The sequence below is a fragment of the Pedobacter sp. MC2016-05 genome (genome assembly GCF_026239735.1).
Lineage (GTDB): Bacteria > Bacteroidota > Bacteroidia > Sphingobacteriales > Sphingobacteriaceae > Pedobacter.
Window position 1 is genome coordinate 74,767 of record NZ_JAPIVT010000012.1, and the last position, 16,451, is coordinate 91,217.

Annotated in this window: 17 protein-coding genes; 9 read left to right on the forward strand and 8 right to left on the reverse strand. The window is 36.9% G+C overall.

The window, feature by feature from the left end:
• Positions 1-36: 36 nt before the first annotated feature.
• Together OQZ33_RS15545 and OQZ33_RS15550 are read right to left on the reverse strand one after the other, a co-directional pair.
• Positions 37-741, reverse strand: a complete 705-nt coding sequence (locus OQZ33_RS15545) for an AIM24 family protein (protein ID WP_265800012.1) — start codon at positions 739-741, stop codon at positions 37-39.
• Positions 742-816: 75 nt separating this feature from the next.
• Positions 817-2,310, reverse strand: a complete 1,494-nt coding sequence (locus OQZ33_RS15550) for an NAD(P)H-hydrate dehydratase (protein WP_265800013.1) — start codon at positions 2,308-2,310, stop codon at positions 817-819.
• Positions 2,311-2,456: 146 nt separating this feature from the next.
• Here OQZ33_RS15550 and yiaA point away from each other — a divergent pair, with 146 nt between their 5' ends.
• The gene (gene yiaA, locus OQZ33_RS15555; protein ID WP_265800014.1) at positions 2,457-2,864 is read left to right on the forward strand and encodes an inner membrane protein YiaA; all 408 of its coding nucleotides are present in this window, start codon (positions 2,457-2,459) and stop codon (positions 2,862-2,864) included.
• Positions 2,865-2,908: 44 nt separating this feature from the next.
• Here the strand turns inward: yiaA and OQZ33_RS15560 are convergent, their stop codons facing one another.
• Complete coding sequence (locus OQZ33_RS15560; protein ID WP_265800016.1) at positions 2,909-4,978, reverse strand: M48 family metallopeptidase; 2,070 nt, start codon at positions 4,976-4,978, stop codon at positions 2,909-2,911.
• A 226-nt stretch (positions 4,979-5,204) separates the two neighbouring features.
• Between OQZ33_RS15560 and OQZ33_RS15565 the strand changes: the two genes are divergently transcribed.
• From OQZ33_RS15565 to OQZ33_RS15585, 5 genes are all read left to right on the forward strand, one after another.
• Positions 5,205-5,918 (forward strand): gamma-glutamyl-gamma-aminobutyrate hydrolase family protein, encoded by a 714-nt coding sequence (locus OQZ33_RS15565; RefSeq protein WP_265800017.1) that lies wholly within the window; start codon positions 5,205-5,207, stop codon positions 5,916-5,918.
• A gap of 120 nt (positions 5,919-6,038) precedes the next feature.
• Positions 6,039-7,988: a beta-N-acetylhexosaminidase gene (locus tag OQZ33_RS15570; RefSeq protein ID WP_265800018.1), complete on the forward strand. Its 1,950-nt coding sequence runs from the start codon at positions 6,039-6,041 to the stop codon at positions 7,986-7,988.
• A complete protein-coding gene (locus OQZ33_RS15575; RefSeq protein WP_265800020.1) occupies positions 7,988-8,473 on the forward strand; it encodes a CYTH domain-containing protein in 486 nt (161 codons plus the stop codon). The genes OQZ33_RS15570 and OQZ33_RS15575 overlap by 1 nt, the downstream gene beginning before the upstream one ends.
• Before the next feature lie 141 nt (positions 8,474-8,614).
• Positions 8,615-8,839, forward strand: coding sequence for a BON domain-containing protein (locus OQZ33_RS15580; RefSeq protein WP_265800021.1), 225 nt, complete (start codon positions 8,615-8,617; stop codon positions 8,837-8,839).
• A 75-nt stretch (positions 8,840-8,914) separates the two neighbouring features.
• Positions 8,915-9,403 (forward strand): hypothetical protein, encoded by a 489-nt coding sequence (locus OQZ33_RS15585; protein ID WP_265800022.1) that lies wholly within the window; start codon positions 8,915-8,917, stop codon positions 9,401-9,403.
• A gap of 175 nt (positions 9,404-9,578) precedes the next feature.
• Here OQZ33_RS15585 and OQZ33_RS15590 read toward each other — a convergent pair whose 3' ends face one another.
• From OQZ33_RS15590 to OQZ33_RS15600, 3 genes are all read right to left on the reverse strand, one after another.
• Complete coding sequence (locus tag OQZ33_RS15590) at positions 9,579-10,556, reverse strand: FKBP-type peptidyl-prolyl cis-trans isomerase (RefSeq protein ID WP_265800023.1); 978 nt, start codon at positions 10,554-10,556, stop codon at positions 9,579-9,581.
• Positions 10,557-10,677: 121 nt separating this feature from the next.
• Entirely contained in the window at positions 10,678-11,664 is a 987-nt protein-coding gene (locus OQZ33_RS15595) for an FKBP-type peptidyl-prolyl cis-trans isomerase (protein ID WP_265800024.1), read from the reverse strand.
• Positions 11,665-11,701: 37 nt separating this feature from the next.
• On the reverse strand, positions 11,702-12,712 hold the full coding sequence (locus tag OQZ33_RS15600) for a DHH family phosphoesterase (protein WP_265800025.1): 1,011 nt from the start codon (positions 12,710-12,712) through the stop codon (positions 11,702-11,704).
• A 117-nt stretch (positions 12,713-12,829) separates the two neighbouring features.
• On the opposite strand from OQZ33_RS15600, the gene OQZ33_RS15605 reads away from it, so the two are divergent.
• The 3 genes from OQZ33_RS15605 to OQZ33_RS15615 all read left to right on the forward strand — a co-directional run bounded on the left by OQZ33_RS15605 (position 12,830) and on the right by OQZ33_RS15615 (position 14,987).
• Positions 12,830-13,249: a nucleoside-diphosphate kinase gene (locus OQZ33_RS15605; RefSeq protein WP_265800026.1), complete on the forward strand. Its 420-nt coding sequence runs from the start codon at positions 12,830-12,832 to the stop codon at positions 13,247-13,249.
• A 128-nt stretch (positions 13,250-13,377) separates the two neighbouring features.
• Positions 13,378-14,148, forward strand: coding sequence for an FKBP-type peptidyl-prolyl cis-trans isomerase (locus tag OQZ33_RS15610; RefSeq protein WP_265800027.1), 771 nt, complete (start codon positions 13,378-13,380; stop codon positions 14,146-14,148).
• 470 nt (positions 14,149-14,618) lie between these two features.
• Positions 14,619-14,987 carry a hypothetical protein gene (locus tag OQZ33_RS15615; RefSeq protein ID WP_265800028.1) on the forward strand — a complete coding sequence of 123 codons (369 nt, stop codon included), beginning with the start codon at positions 14,619-14,621 and terminating at the stop codon, positions 14,985-14,987.
• 48 nt (positions 14,988-15,035) lie between these two features.
• Here the strand turns inward: OQZ33_RS15615 and OQZ33_RS15620 are convergent, their stop codons facing one another.
• Entirely contained in the window at positions 15,036-15,326 is a 291-nt protein-coding gene (locus OQZ33_RS15620; RefSeq protein ID WP_265800029.1) for a DUF721 domain-containing protein, read from the reverse strand.
• Positions 15,319-16,422 carry a DNA replication/repair protein RecF gene (gene recF / locus OQZ33_RS15625; protein ID WP_265800030.1) on the reverse strand — a complete coding sequence of 368 codons (1,104 nt, stop codon included), beginning with the start codon at positions 16,420-16,422 and terminating at the stop codon, positions 15,319-15,321. Before recF ends, OQZ33_RS15620 begins: the two co-directional genes overlap by 8 nt.
• Between the last annotated feature and the right edge of the window lie 29 nt (positions 16,423-16,451).

A 16,451-nucleotide genomic window follows, 5' to 3' on the forward strand; every position in this document is an offset into this window, starting at 1 on the left:
AATCCCGGCAATCAAAAATTGTCGGGATTTTTTTTATTACTTACGATTTTGAGCATACTTTACTTCTTCGTAAGGCTGCACCAAAACCCAACCTTCACCAAAAAATTCCAGCTGAAACGATTCTCCACTTCCCCTCCCGATAAAAGAACCAAAAGTTAAATTCGTTTTAATATTAGGTGATAAATTTTCTGACCAAGCTACCGTTGCATTCGGATCGGTGTATACAGGTTGATTAGCACTTACACGCAACAAAATTGGTTCGCCATGTGTGGTAATTGCAATATAACCACTTCCAGATAATTTGACCTGGAAAAGGCCTCCACTCATCATCCCTGCCACACTTTTCAGCATTTTAATCTCATTTTTGATGGTATCTTCCAAGGCTAAAACATCGTTGCCATTCACAAAAATCGACTCGTTTTGAAGTTTAATGATCTTCACTTTTTTGCCCTCATCAGCCAAATAAAGTTTGCCTGTACCGGCTGCATGCATCAATGATGTACCTTCTCCAGAAATGGCTTTCTTTAATAATCCACCAAGGCCTTTACTTAACAAACCTTCGCGTTTAAAATCTACATTCCCAATATAGGCCACCATGGAGCCTGCCTTGGCCATAATTTTTTGATTTTTTAAGTTTACCTCCAGCATTGCTGGCTTTTCCAATTCGAAAAAATCATTTTCATTTGGGTTCTCTGCTGATTCTTGTATAAGTTCATTAAGGGTGTATTCTCTTTTTTCCATTGGTGATTAGATTTATTTATTTTGATCATTCGGTTATTTTTAGAATTAGTCAATTCTTAAGCCAAAGGATGATAATTATAACAGCAGCGATTTTATTTCTTTAGGCACTTGCATGGCCACCTGCGAGGCGGTAACTACAATCCTTGAATGAGCTAAACTGCTTCCCGCCAAACCGTGAACGTAGCAGGCCAAAACTGCGGCATCGGCAGATGTGTATTTTTGAGAAATAAAAGCTACAGTAATCCCTGTTAAAATATCGCCCATACCACCTTGTGCCATAGCCGAATCGCCGGTTGGATTAATATAAATTTTGCCATCGGGAAGGCAAATAAATGTAAACTGATTTTTGAGTACGATGATTATCTTACCTTTTTGCGCTCTATTTTTAGCTGTTTCTATACGTTCCCACCAAGTTTCGTGATCTCCAAATAGCCGATCGAACTCTTTCATATGAGGAGTCAAAATACTATTTTCAGGCAGCTTGTCTATCAAATCAGGCCTTTCACCTAAAATATTCAAGGCATCAGCATCTATAACTAAAGGCTGATTACTGGCCATTAAACTTTCCAGCAGCCGTTCGTTTTCTGTAGAAATACCTAAGCCTGGTCCAATTGCAATGGCCTGGTATTTAGCTGGGTTTTCAATTCGTGTATATTCATCTCTTGGCAAAGCCATTACTTCTGGCAATACCGTATTAAGGGCTATCAATCCGCTTTGCGGAATACATGCAGTAGTTAAACCCGCTCCGGCATACAAACAAGCCATTGATGAAAGTATGGCTGCACCCATTGTGTTAACATTCCCGGCAATAATTAGCGCATGTCCGTAAGTGCCTTTATGACTGAATGATTTCCTTGGCTTAACAATTGCCCGGATATCTTTCTCTTCCAACAAATGGAAATCAGAATCTTGGCCCTGAATAAAACCCTCATCCAACCCAATATCAACAACCTCATATTTTTCTGTAGCTAAAGCCGATTCTGGGAAAAAGAAATTGATTTTTGGCCGCTGAAAACAAATGGTTTTATAAGCCTTGATCCCCCGGTAATCGGCTGAAATTTTCCCCTCTGCCGGAAAGCCTGTAGGAACATCAACAGCATAGATTTTTTTATTAAGTTTATTAATACTCTTAGCCAGTTCGGCATATTCTCCCTCCAAAGGTTTGTTTAAGCCAGAACCTAAAATGGCATCAACGATAATATCAGCTTTCACATTTCCTAGACCGGCCGCAGTGTTGATGATTGTTTTCCTGCATTTCGATTCATCTAAACGCTGTAGGTTGATTGCATAATCATGGCTTTGCTTACTGCTAAAGTTAACAATATAAACACGCACATTTTCGCAGCCGTTGTTGCAAAGCAAATGGGCTATCGCCAGTCCATCACCTCCATTATTACCCTTACCACAAAATACGGCGATACTTTTATTGGCATCAAACTCGTCCCTTAAAAAGGTTTGAACGAAAGCACGAGCAGCTTTCTCCATTAAATCAATCGATGCTATTGGCAACTTGGCAATGGTGAATTCATCAGCCTTGCGCATTTGGGCAGAAGTAAGCAGTGTTTGCATATGACTAATATACCATTATAAGCGCTAATGAAAAAGTTTAAGCTTTGATTGATTATTTAAAAACATGGCGAAAAGATAATTACAGGCTCATATACCTTTTATCAAACTTTAGCGTTTTCTATTGAATTAAATTAAACTCTAATCAAATGAATCAAAAACCATCGAATGCATTTGTGGCTGCGGCCTGGATTGCATTGGGCATTGGAATGATAGGCTTTATTGTTGGCCTATGGCGTTCTGACATGCTTCTTAATGAAAAAGGATATTATTTTACTGTATTGATGTTTGGTCTTTTCGCCGTAATCTCATTACAAAAAGCTGTTCGCGATAAATTGGAAGGTATTCCGGTAACGGAAATCTACTATGCTTTAAGCTGGTTTTCAACATTATTAACCATTACCTTATTGGTAATTGGATTATGGAATGCCACACTTTTACCCAGCGAGAAAGGATTTTATGCCTTTGCCTTTCTGCTTTCGCTATTTGGTGCCATCACGGTACAGAAAAACACGAGAGATAGCCAAATTTTTAACAAAAGTCAGGATTTGCATTAACTCATTAACAGCGCCGATACCTGAAAAGATCGGCGCTTTTTAATTTAAGTTAAAACCGGAGCACCCAATTGGCCTTCAAATTCCAACAGCTTCTTTTTCGCCTTAAAGTGAATATCGGTAATCACGTCAGCATAATCAGCCATCGCCTGGAATAGTACTTTGAGCTCCTCGTCGAAATATAAATCTGCACCAAAATACTTGTAATCATACTTCAAATATTCTTCAAAGCGAAGTTTCACTTCCTCACTTAAACCTTCATAATCTTCATCAGCAAGAATGGAAAGTATGCTCTCCTTAAATTTCTTTTCTTCTTTTTTTACCACAACCATATTTTTTTTAATCACATTAAACGGTGTGGTGCTGTGCATAAATGAGGTTGCATTTACCAAATCAGCATAAACAACTTGTTGGAGTTTGAACTTTTCGGCTATTCTTTGATAGCACATTGCTAAAACCTGGAATTCAGGAGCGAGCTTTTGCCTAAAAGACGCATGGCGGAAAAACTCGAAAATTTTCATATCCAAATTCTCTAGTTCTATCTTCTTATTTTCAATCTCCGAATTCAAATAATCAATCATAGCCCTACAATCAGCTTTCGAATATTTTTGGCCATTGTAATTGAAGGTCTTTATATCAATCAAACCAGAATCTATTCTATCAATTGTATTCCAATCAGCTTCAAGGGCATTCAATTCATAAATTAAAGTCAAACTCTTATCTCCAAACAGGAGATCAAAGCCTAAATCAGTATCAGGTATTGATTTTTCAAAATCACTTTCGGTGTACTTTATATAGGGATTTCTATAATCGAAGTACTCATTAAATAAATCTGGGAAAGAATTTTGTTTGGTTTGGCTTATAAAATCTTGCTCAAAATCTTCCTTTTCCTGATCAATAGGCTCTTCCAAATAATTCACATTAACAAACATTTTATCGGTTAGCTGAGCCGATATCTGGTCTTTGTTTACCAGCAAATTTATCGCAAGGCCAGTTTGGCTATTCTTTAACTGACCGTTAATTTGTGCCAGTTTAACTACTCGGTCTTCAGTTTCTGGATGCGACGAATACAAGTGACTAAAACTGAGTTTTGATTTATTAAACCTATTGTAGTAACGAAGATTTACTTCTGGGAATTCGTTTTTAACGGGCAATTTATTCACTTTCGCCAAAAAATTCATTGCAAGTATTTGCTGCGGAAATACATTAGTTGTTTTAATATTTGCCTCGATTTTTCTATCATAGTAACTTAATACCATATCCAGAGCTTGATTGGCCAACTGCATACGCAACAATGAATCAATTAAGGGTTTCGAACCCACAACATGAGCGGCTATGGCATCTGCGTGATATTCCATCTCATGAGAAAGTTTAGAGTAATTTGCGTTAAGTACGCCATAAACCCAAACTAAAATTTGCTGCATTAAGCCAACAATTTTATCAGATAGCAAAACAAATATCCCAAAATATGAGGTTGAATCAGCTATCTTTCTGGCCACCTGGTTATAACTTTCATTGTCATATAAGATATCATGAATAATGCGATTCACATTATAAACATAGCTTCCAATCTTTAGACTTTTTTGCGAAAAATGACCAAACTCGTGTGCTAATATAGCCCTCAATTCATCTACAGTTGTTGTATTAATTAAACCGACACCGATTTGCAGGTTTTTTCGAATTGGAAAAAACATGCTCCAGAAGTTAGAGTCGTAGAAAACTGCTGCATTTACTTCGCTTGATAGATATACCTTCTTCGGAAAATCAGTATGAACATCCTCTACTATTTCATCAATCATTTTAAATAACTGCGGCTCTTCATCTCGAGTGATTTCCACCAAATGCGATCGATCCATTTTATTGCTCTTAAACATAAATTTGATTAAGAAAAACAATATTAAGAAGCCAAAACCAATCATGCCTAATCCTAACATTAGCGTAAAGATATTTACATAAAACTCAATCAATTTTACCCCTAAATAACCGCAAACTATGGTGAGCGCTATAGAAATAAAAATTAAGAAAGCATAGGTAAATACAAATAAGGCGATTGCCCAAACTGATCTTACAGCTGATTTTCTGAAATTTTCAGAGGGTTTGAGTGCGTATTCCAACATGAAATATATTTTGATGCCTGCAATATAATCAATTGTAATAAATGCTAAAATTTCTTTAACTGCATAGTGCTTTGTCTTTATTAAACGGATATCTCTTTAAACAAACACTGATATATTCTGAACCTTTTTTTTGAGTCCAATCTTGATTTTAAAAAATAAAAATTGCTACATTAACCGATTCCACTATTGATTATTATTCCCTTTATTTTGTGGTAAAAAAATATTTATGTCTGATAAAATAATTATAGGCGTTACAGATTGTAGCAAATTCGATATTTACAGCGACTGGGTTTTATCCTACAATGAAAATGTTCAAGTCATCCAGCTGGGTTATAAATTGAATAATTTTGAGGAAATAGAAAAATGCCACGGCATTGTACTAACCGGCGGTGAAGATGTTCATCCGAGGTTTTACAACATGCCAGAGTATTTCCCGTATTGTTACGAAGATGATATTGATGAGAAACGCGATGAGTTTGAATTTAAGGTTTTGGAATACACCGAAAAAAACGGTATTCCAGTTTTAGGAATTTGCCGCGGAATGCAGGTTGGAAACGTATTTTTTGGCGGAAATTTAATTCCGGATATCCCAACGTGGGGAAAATTTAACCATTCGAAAATGCCTGATAAAAGCGACCGTTATCATGAAGTCATCGTTAACCCCTCCTCATGGTTAAGTGGCATTATAAATACTGATAAAGGTTTGGTAAATAGCAATCACCACCAAAGTACCGATCGCACAGGAAAGGGCTTAGTTGTTAGCGCGATATCTCCTGATGGTGTTACAGAAGCCATGGAAAGATTTGATCCCGAAGCAAAATCATTTCTTCTCTTTGTACAATGGCATCCCGAAAGATTAAAAGATCAGCAAAGTCCTTTCAGCAAAAATTTACATGAGGCATTCATTAATGCGATTAAAATAAATATTAACCACAGATAACCAAAAGGGTACCATTTGAGAGGACAGCGTATAAATTGTATTAAATAATACTGCTTGTAAAAATCTTTTTTAATAAATTGCGGATTAACACTTATTCGGTTAAACTGCAATTTAATATTAATGAAAAAGATTTTCCTTATCGTTTCCGCCATCGTTTTTGCAACAAATATATACGCTCAGAGTATTATAGGTGAACCTGAGGTTTCTGAGGGCGATAGTCCGATTTTACAGGCTCAAATCGCCATTATTCCTGAACCAGTTTCTTTGATGAAAAAGGCAGGAACCTTTACACTACCGGAAAACGTCAGCATTTTAGCATCAAAAAGCGAAGGTTTGCAACAATCTATTGCTTTATTATCAAAAAGAATTGAAACTGCTACCGGCAAGTTTGTCAGCAATGTCACCACGGCAAATCATCCTACCATTAAGTTAATTCTCAATACCGAAAATGAAAATCAACTCGGACCTGAAGGCTATAAGCTGAATGTTAATCCAACTCAAATTGTGATTACGGCCAATAAACCTGCGGGTATATTTTGGGGTGTTCAATCTCTAATTCAACTTTTCCCTGTTGAAATTGAAAGCAAGGAATTGACGAAAAATATAAAGTGGAAACTACCCTGTGTTGATGTTGTTGACTATCCAAAATTAGGCTGGCGAGGACTGATGTTTGATGTAGCCCGTCACTTTTTCACCAAAGATGAAGTGAAGCAGTTTATCGATCAAATGGTTCGTTATAAATTCAATTTGCTGCATTTTCATTTAACGGATGATGAGGGCTGGAGAATCGAAATTAAGGGTTTACCAAAATTAACAGAAATTGGGGCCTGGAGTGTTCAGAAAACTGGCACTTTTGGCGATTTCATTCCACCAGCGGCAAATGAACCGCGAACTTATGGTGGCTTCTACACCCAGGAAGATATTAAAGAACTGGTTCAATATGCACAAGATCGATTTGTAAATATTATGCCCGAAATAGATGTTCCAGGGCACAGTTTAGCAGCAATTGCTTCTTATCCTGACCTTTCTTGCACGCCTGATGCAGTGAATTATAAAGTGCGATCCGGAGAAAAAATAATGGATTGGAGTCGCGGCGCACCCCCAACGGCTTTAGTAGACAATACACTTTGCCCTGCAAACGAAAAAGTTTATGTTTTTCTCGATTCGGTGATTACGCAAATTGCAAAACTTTTCCCCTTTGAATATATCCACTTGGGAGGAGACGAAGCCCCTCATAATTTTTGGGAAAAGAACGACCAGGTGAAAGCATTAATGCAGCGTGAAGGCTTAAAAACCATTCCACAAGTTCAGGCGTATTTTGAAAAACGAGTAGAGCAAATTGTAGTTTCAAAAGGCAAAAAATTTATGGGCTGGGATGAAATTTTAGAGGGTGGTGTTTCGCCAACAGCCTCGGTTATGAGCTGGAGAGGCTTAAAATATGGTATAGAAGCCTCAAAAGATAAACACAATGTAGTGATGAGCCCAACAGATTTTGCTTATCTGGATTACATGCAGGCAGATCAAATTACCGAACCGAAAGTTTATGCTTCTTTAAGGTTAAACAAGGCTTACCAATTCAACCCTATTCCTGCCGGAGCCGATCCTAAATACATTATTGGTGGGCAAGCAAATCTGTGGACGGAACAGATTTTTAATTTCCGCCAAGTGCAGTATATGCTGTGGCCACGTGCTTTTGCAATCTCAGAATCAATTTGGAGCCCGATTGAAAAGAAAAACTGGACAAATTTCATCTACCGTACTGAAGAACACTTCAAGCGCCTTGATCTTGCAGAAATCAAATACTCTCCTGCCATTTATGATCCTGCCTTTACAGTGAAACGAAGTGCTGATAAACAACTGATTATTGAGCTTACCTCAGAAATCGACGGTCTGGACATTTACTACAGTTTTGATAACTCGAGCCCCGATCGCTTCTATCCAAAATACACTGGAGCTTTAACCCCACCAAAAGATGCCAGTATGCTTCGAATTATTACCTACAAAGGTAAGGAGCCAGTGGGTAGGTTAATTAGCATGCCAATCGCCGAATTGCAAAAAAGGAGCAGATAATGGGCAGAGAAATTGAAAGAAAATTCCTGATTAAGGCGTCTGAATGGGCCAAACTTGACAAGCCAGGTGGGAAACATTTGAGACAAGGCTATTTGGTTAGCGCTCCCAATAAAACCATTCGGGTACGTACCACTGACGACAAAGCGTGGATAACTATTAAGGGCATTTCTGTCGGTGCCTCCAGATTAGAATACGAATATGAAATTCCATTAGGTGAAGGATTGGAACTACTGGATAATTTCGCCGAAGCAGAACTTGAAAAAATAAGATATGAAATTCATCACCAGGCCAAACTTTGGGAAGTTGATGTATTTTTAGGCGACAACAATGGATTAATTGTGGCGGAGATCGAATTAGATTCAGAAGACGAGAAATTCGAATTACCAGAATGGGTAGCTGAAGAAGTTACCCAGGAAAAAAAATATTACAATTCAAATCTAACTAAACACCCATTTAAACTCTGGAAAATTAATGTTCAAAAATAAAATCCATAATTCCTCTTTCAATTAAACGCTATTCCTATATTCGTTTTTACAAAAATCATCCTTGTTTAATTTCAGAAGCCGGACATCCCAAATTTCCGGTTTCAACGGTAAAAAATATTAAACATAATAATAAAAAAAAGGATGAAAACAACTAAATTTTTGACGAGTATGGTTATCGCCGCTACATTGTTTTTTGTAACGTGTAAGCCAAAAGATGCAGATTTACAAGCTGAAATTCAAGCCAAAGAAGCTGCCGGCATCATTGTGACTGTAGCAAAAGGCGATGTAACTTTAACAGGCGAGGTTGCTGATGATGCTGCAAAAGCAGAAGATATTGCCAAAGCAGAAAAGGTGTTAAATCGGTAATCAATAGCTTAACAATTAAACAAGAAAAGCCTGTTGTAATTGGTGAAGATCCAATTTTAACTAAAAATGTTGCTGATGCCACAAAAAATTTTTCCAACAGTTAAAGATGGCGTTGTTTTGCTTACAGGCGAAATCAAAAAGGCTTCACTTATTACATTAATGCAGCACCTAAGCGCATTAAAGCCTAAAAAACGACAAAAAATTAACTGTAAAATAATTTTACCATCGGCATTAGAAGATAAATATAAAGCATTAACCGACGCTGCAACTGCAGCTGGTATAACTGATTTGGCTGTTCGCGAACAAGATGGAATCTTATGCATCAATGGAACAGCAGCTGATGGCGCTACAAAAGATCATCTATGGGAAGTGTACAACGAAATCGATCCTAATTTTACATCCGGTGATTTGGTTTTGAACGTAAATGTCAGCATAGATGCAGCAGTTACGCATGCAAAAGTGATCACACAGAGTAGCAATTTAAATATACGCAAAGAGCCTGAAACAAACCAACCAATTGTTGAAAAGCGGCACATGATGAAATCATTACACTTGTTAACATAAGTAAGGATTTGTGGTGGCTTGTACGAACAAAAATGGTGAAGAAGGCTATTGTTACGCACAATATTTAGAAGCTCAGACCTAAATTTCAAGTTTAAAAAGAAAATCCGCAGCATGTAAATGTTGCGGATTTTTTCGTTTTATCTCGTAATAGACTCAAACGATTTTGATGCATGATCTATCTGGAAAGTGGCACCGATGAAATTCCATTATTAGGCTTAATTATTGATTTTAACTCTACATCAAAAACTAATGGTGTAAAGGGATTTATAGACCCGCCTCCGTTTTCGCCATAGCCTAATTTAGATGGGATAATTAACTTTATTCTACCGCCCACGCCAATTAGCTTAATACCTTCAGCGAAACCAACAGGTAATTGATTTAGCACCAAAGGGCGAGCAGCATATTGTGCCGAAGGAGAATAAATTCCAGCATCTTTCGCAATTCTAGCATTCGAAGTATCAAAAACATTGAGTTTACCATCTGCTTTTTTATTTGTAAACTCACCGGTATAATCTACTAAAATAGTATCAGATGGCGCGGCCCTTTCTGCATTTCCAGGTCTCTCAATCAGATAGCTTAATCCAGACGGCGTTGTGTTCATTTTCAAATCATTATCTGCAATATACGTTGCAATTTTTGCTGATTCATTTTCTTTATTTCGCTTAACCAAGCCTTCGTATTCCGCTTTGTAAAACGCTCTTTTTTTATCTTCAAAAACCGAATCAGTTTCATTAGCAACCTTATGCAAAACCTTTTCAATTTTCACCGTAATGGTTGCATAATTGTTTTGAGCTGCTAATGGCTTGGGTTGGTCGTTGTATTTGGCTAATGAATCTAAATTTAATTTAAACGAAGCACTATCTCCTTCGCCCAAAAGCTTTAGCGCAGCTACTAAATCTCCCTTAAATTTAGATTTTGTGACCGTAAAAAACGGCGGACGCTCATTATCATAAGTATTTACCAAAGTAGAATCGCCATCCTTCGTATCAATCATTTGGATAACGTTGAACTTTACTAAATCCCCTTCCTCAATTTTGGGCTTTCCTTCATTTTTATAAATTTTATAGGTCATGTCACCCTCGCCCTTTTCAAATTTATTGCAAGCAGACAAACCTAAAACGGCTGCAAATAAAATCACTAATCCTTTTTTCATTGCTATATTAAATTGATGTTGCCAATGCAACCTTCCCTTAGTTTTGATATCGCGTTTAAACACAAAAATCTTGCCCAATATCATGAGCAAGATTTTTATGAATAATAAATTTTATAAATTCTTATTGAACTGCAGGCATTGCTGGTGCACTTGGTGCCGGAGCGGTACCTTTTTTAATATCAGTAATTTCGATTTCGAAAACAATTGGGCTGTAAGGCATAATACCAACTTGTGGTGCACCTTGTTCGCCATAACCTAATTTCGAAGGAATGATAGCCATGATTTTTCCACCTTTACCAATCAATTGAATCGCTTCAGTAAAACCTGGAATTGTGGATCCGATAGCCATTTTAGTTGGACCATATGGTCTACCTGCCTGGAATTTACCTTCTTCTTTAGCTGTTTTTTCGTCACTTGTATCGAAGATTGGATATTTACCTTTGCTATTTTTCTTTGTTACTCTACCAGTATAGTTTAAGGTAACAGTATCCCCTAGAGCAGCTCTTTCAGCGTTTCCTGGTGCTTTGATAATATATTGCAGGCCACTTGCAGATGTAGTAGTTTTTAAGTTATTATCAGCGATGTAAGATTTTAATTTACCTTCTTCAGCATTTTTCTTTTTGTCAGCATTTGCTTTGAAGTCAGCCTGAAAAAATTCACCAGCTCTTTTGTTGAAAGTAGAATCAGCTTCGCCAGCTTTTTTAGCAAATACTTTTTCGATTTTTACTGTAAAAGTAAGGTATTTATCATTTTTGAATTGTTCTGGCTTAGGCTGTTTGCTATAAAAAGCCATAGTATCCAAATTCACTTTAAACGTTGCGCTATCACCTTCACCGAACATGGTTAAAACATCATTCATGTCACCCGCGTACATTTTTTTCTGTACAGGAAAAACCTGAGGATTCTCCATGTCATAAGTACTACCTAAAACTGAATCTTTATCGTTTTTCTGAATAAAATTCATTTTAACGATATCACCTTCCTTAATTTTTTCTTTTCCTTCAGAATCGTGAATAGTGTATAATAAACCACCCGCACCCTTTTTTTCTTTGTTACAAGCCGCTAAACCTAGAGTTGCTGCTAAAAGAACAATTATTCCTTTTTTCATTTTTATAATTAAACTTGTTTTTATTTGGTTTCTTGCTTTATGCAATTAATTGATTTTTATATTCTTCTAATATCGACTTGAACTCATTTACCACTTCGTTCAAAGGTTTTTCTGAAGCACCGCCAGCAGCATTTCTATGTCCGCCGCCATTGAAATATTTCTTGCAAATTTCATTGGCCGGAAAATCGCCGGTTGATCTTACTGACAATTTTACCTTATCTGATCTTTCAACTATTAAAGCAGCCAGGCGAACGCCATTTATCGATAACGCATAATTTACTACGCCTTCCGTATCGCCAGTTTCGCTTTTAAAACGCGACAACTCTTCTTTAGTAACCGAGATGATTGCGGTATTGTATTCTCTAATTACTTCTAATTTATTTGATAAGCAATAACCCAAAAAACGTAAGCGATCTTCACTTGCATTATCATATACTGCCTGATGAATTTTCCAATGTTCGGCCCCAAGATCGATCAGATCTGCTGCAATGCGATAAACATTTGATGTTGCCGATTCAAAACGAAATGAACCAGAATCTGTCATTATGCCTGTGTATAAACACGAAGCCACATCTTTATTAATCCCCGCTTTATCTTCCAGTTGATTGACGATAAAATCGTAAACCAGTTGTGCAGCAGCGCAAGCATTGATATCCCAATGACGGTAATCGTCGAAATTTTCAGGCTCTAAGTGATGATCAATCATTACCTTTTTAGCTCCTGCAGCCCGAACTAATTCGCCAAGTTCGTTAATGCGACTTAACGTATTAAAGTCAAGACAAAAAATGATGGAAGCTTCATCTACCAATTTAGCGGCCTTTTCCTGCTCTTCGGTAAAAATAATTACATCGCCATTATTTGGCATCCAATGCAAAAAAGTTGGATAATCTGTTGGAGTAATTACTGTAACATGGTGTCCTTTTTGAATCAAATATCCATATAAACCTAATGATGAGCCCATCGCATCGCCGTCAGGTTTGTGATGTGTTGTAATCACAATTCGTTGTGGCGTAGCCAACAGGGATTTTACTTCAGTTAATGTTAACATATATTTTTTGCGCTGCAAAGCTAAGTAAAAATTAATATTAATATCGGGTATTTAACGTTATCCTTTTAATATTCATCAATTAAAACGTATTTTTGCAGAAAATTTCATATCAATACAATGAGCACTAACAGAACTTTTACAATGATCAAGCCTGATGCTGTTGCTAACGGCCACATCGGATCGATCATAAATGACATTACCAATGCAGGTTTCAAAATCATCGCATTAAAATATACTAAGTTAACCGATGAAACTGCTGGCCAGTTTTATGCCGTTCACGCTGAACGTCCGTTTTACAAAGATTTGGTAACCTTTATGTCTTCAGGCCCTATCGTTGCTGCGATTTTAGAAAAAGATAATGCAATTGAAGATTTTAGAAAGTTAATTGGCGCTACTAATCCAGCTGAAGCGGCTGAAGGAACTATCCGTCAAAAATATGCTAAATCAATTGATGCAAATGCAGTTCATGGATCGGATTCTGATGAGAACGCAGAAATTGAAGGTAACTTCTTCTTCAAGGCAGACGAGCGTTTCTAGTCTTTAAAAAAAAGAAAACTATAATGAAACCTCGATTTTCGGGGTTTTATTGTTTTATCTATTTTGTATCTTTCAGCCTTAAAATAATCCATCCAACTCAGCGTTGGGATATTAACACTATTTTCATAATGAAAAAATTTTTATTGGCGGTATGTATTTCAGGTATCGCTATTTCGGCAAATGCGCAAACCAAAGCTGTAGCAAAGAAGCCTGTAGCTAAAAAAACCATAGCCACTTCGAAAACCCTTCCAGGTACAATAGCATTAAAATCTGGTTTAGATTCTACCAGTTATGCTTTTGGAACATCAATGGGCACTAGTTTAAAATCTACCGGTTTGTCAACCCTAAACTACGAAGCCTTGTTAAAAGGTTTGAAAGACGCTTTTGCAGGCGGCAAAGTGGCATTAACGCAACAACAAGCGCAGCAATGTATTAATGATGCGATCACAAGAGCATCAGCAGTAAAAACAATGGCAGAAAATGAAGCTAACAAAATTAAATTTGCACCCATGATAAAAGAAGGACAAGAGTTTTTAGAAGAAAACAAGAAACGTGCTGGCGTTCAAACAACTGCCAGTGGTTTACAGTACGAAGTTTTAACTGCCGGAACCGGCGTAAAACCTACAGCTACCGATTCAGTTTTAGTTCATTATAAAGGAACCTTATTAAACGGTAAACAATTTGATAGTTCTTACGATAGAGGTGAACCAATTAGCTTTCCTTTAAACAGAGTTATCCCGGGGTGGACTGAAGGTGTTCAATTAATGCCTGCTGGTTCGAAATATAAGTTCTTCATTCCTTATCACCTGGCTTATGGCGAACGTGGTGCAGGAGCCGATATCCCACCTTATAGCGCTTTAATTTTTGAGGTAGAGTTGTTAAAAGTTAATGGTAAATAGCCTTAATTAAAACTTTATGTAATGATTGATGTTAGGATATACATAATTAACATCAATATGAAAAAGATATTACCTATAGCACTAATCGCATTTTTATGCACTACCTTAAGCAGTTGTGAACTTGTTGGAGGTATATTTAAAGCCGGCGTTTGGTCGGGTGTCATTATAGTTGTAGTAGTTGTTGCACTACTCATCTGGATCCTTGCCAAAATATTTGGCGGCGGAAGGCGCTAGTTTTCAGTCTTGAGTCTGAAGTCCAGAGGCCTAAGTCAAAGCTTAATAATGAGGGCTGGTAAATTAAATTTGCCAGCCCTTTTTGCTACATTGTGATTATGAAAATTTTCGATCTCCAACCTATTACCATTACAGAGTATATTTTTAATGAGCAACATTTAGCAGATAGCTACAATAGCCAAAGCGGCTCCTAGGGATTTGATTTTCAATGTATGGTTGTTGATTCTCAAAAAAAAATGATTATTACTTTTGAAATTCTTCATTCGATAGGTGATGTTGAATATGAAGAAGAAATTTTCCTGACGGATGACCCAAACGAGCTCCTTATTGTGGGATCCTCAACTGTTGGAGAGGGTGCAGGAGAGGTGTTAATGTCATACAAGAGCTCCTGTCAGTTTAACCTTGAAAATGAGGGTTATGATGCAGACGTGTTATCATTAACAGAACTTTTAACCGAGTATTATGCACATACTCAAAAATTCCTAGACGAGTATGGCTTCAAATCCCTGAGATTACAGAGAGCGGCTTTATTGCCTCATGATATAGAATCGAACGCTAGGTGCGCAATTGAAAATTTAAAGGGAAATAATATGTATGAATTTTGATGTAGTAAGTTCTCCAATAAAAGTGGCAATATTTATTAATTGCTGTTCCTATAGAAAAACCATTTCGGTAATCACTTGACTACCTGCATGCTCGTTCAATTTTTGAATTATTCCTTGGCGCACCATTACCAACTCATTTTTGATTACCGATGATTCGATTCTAATAAAAAGTTTCTTATCATGAATATAAATCTGAGTAGTTCTATTGGCAATAGCAGTTCCCATAATTTCAGGCCAAATAGCTAAAATAGAGGTTTCGTCAAACTTACGGCGTAAGCGATACACGTCGAGCATTTTGCTAACGGCATCTTTCATAGTTAAATCATTAGGTTTACGCATTTTTTATTTGTCCCTCCTCCACTTCAAACAAAGTTACATCAACATCTATGTTTTCAAAAATCGATTTTACCCTTTCTTTACCCGTATCGGTAATAAATATTTGACCAAAATCGTGGTGAGAAACCATTTGCATCAATTTTTGTACCCGGCTATCATCCAATTTATCAAAGATATCGTCCAGCAGAAGCAAAGGTTTAAAACCTTTATTTTTTGCCAGATAAGCGTATTGTGCAAGCTTTAAAGCAATCAAAAAAGATTTCTGCTGCCCTTGCGAACCGAATTTTTTCAGGGGCATCCCGCTGATTACGAAAGCCAATTCATCTTTATGAATTCCAGTAGTAGTTCTTTCTAAAACCCGATCTTTTTCTACTGATTTTGCCAACAACTCGTTAAAACTGGAATCGTTTAGTTGCGACTGATAATTAAGTTCTACAGTTTCCTTATTTTCTGTAAGGTAGATATAATATTGATTAAATAGCGGAATAAACTGATCCATAAATGCTTTACGGATAGCAAAAATTTTATTGCCTGCCATTACCAGTTGTTCGTCTAAAATCTCCAACAAAGCTGGATCGTACTTGCGGCTGATGGCTATCTGCTTTAAAAATGCATTCCGATTTAAAAGAATTCGATTATAAGAGATAAGCTGATCCAAATAATGTGAATCGGTTTGAGAAATTACATTGTCGATAAATTTCCTCCGTTCCTCACTCCCTTCCATAATCAGGTTTACATCATAAGGTGATACCATCACCACTGGAAAAAGGCCAATGTGATCAGCTAGCTTATCATATTCCTTTTTATTACGTTTAAACTGCTTTTTCTGATTGCGTTTTACTCCGCAAGAAATCTTTTCATTTTTGCTGCTTCGATCAAAATCTCCCTGAATCATGAAAATTTCCTGGCCAGTTTTGATCTGTTGCCCATCAATTGGATTAAAGTAGCTTTTGCATAGGCACAGATAATGAATTGCATCGAGCATATTCGTTTTGCCTGAGCCATTGTTACCTGTGAAAACGTTTACCGTATCCGAAAATTGGATATCGGCATCGTTATAGTTTTTAAAATTTAGAAGCGTAATATTCTTTAACCACATAAATATAGCGCAATTTACCGTTTTTTACC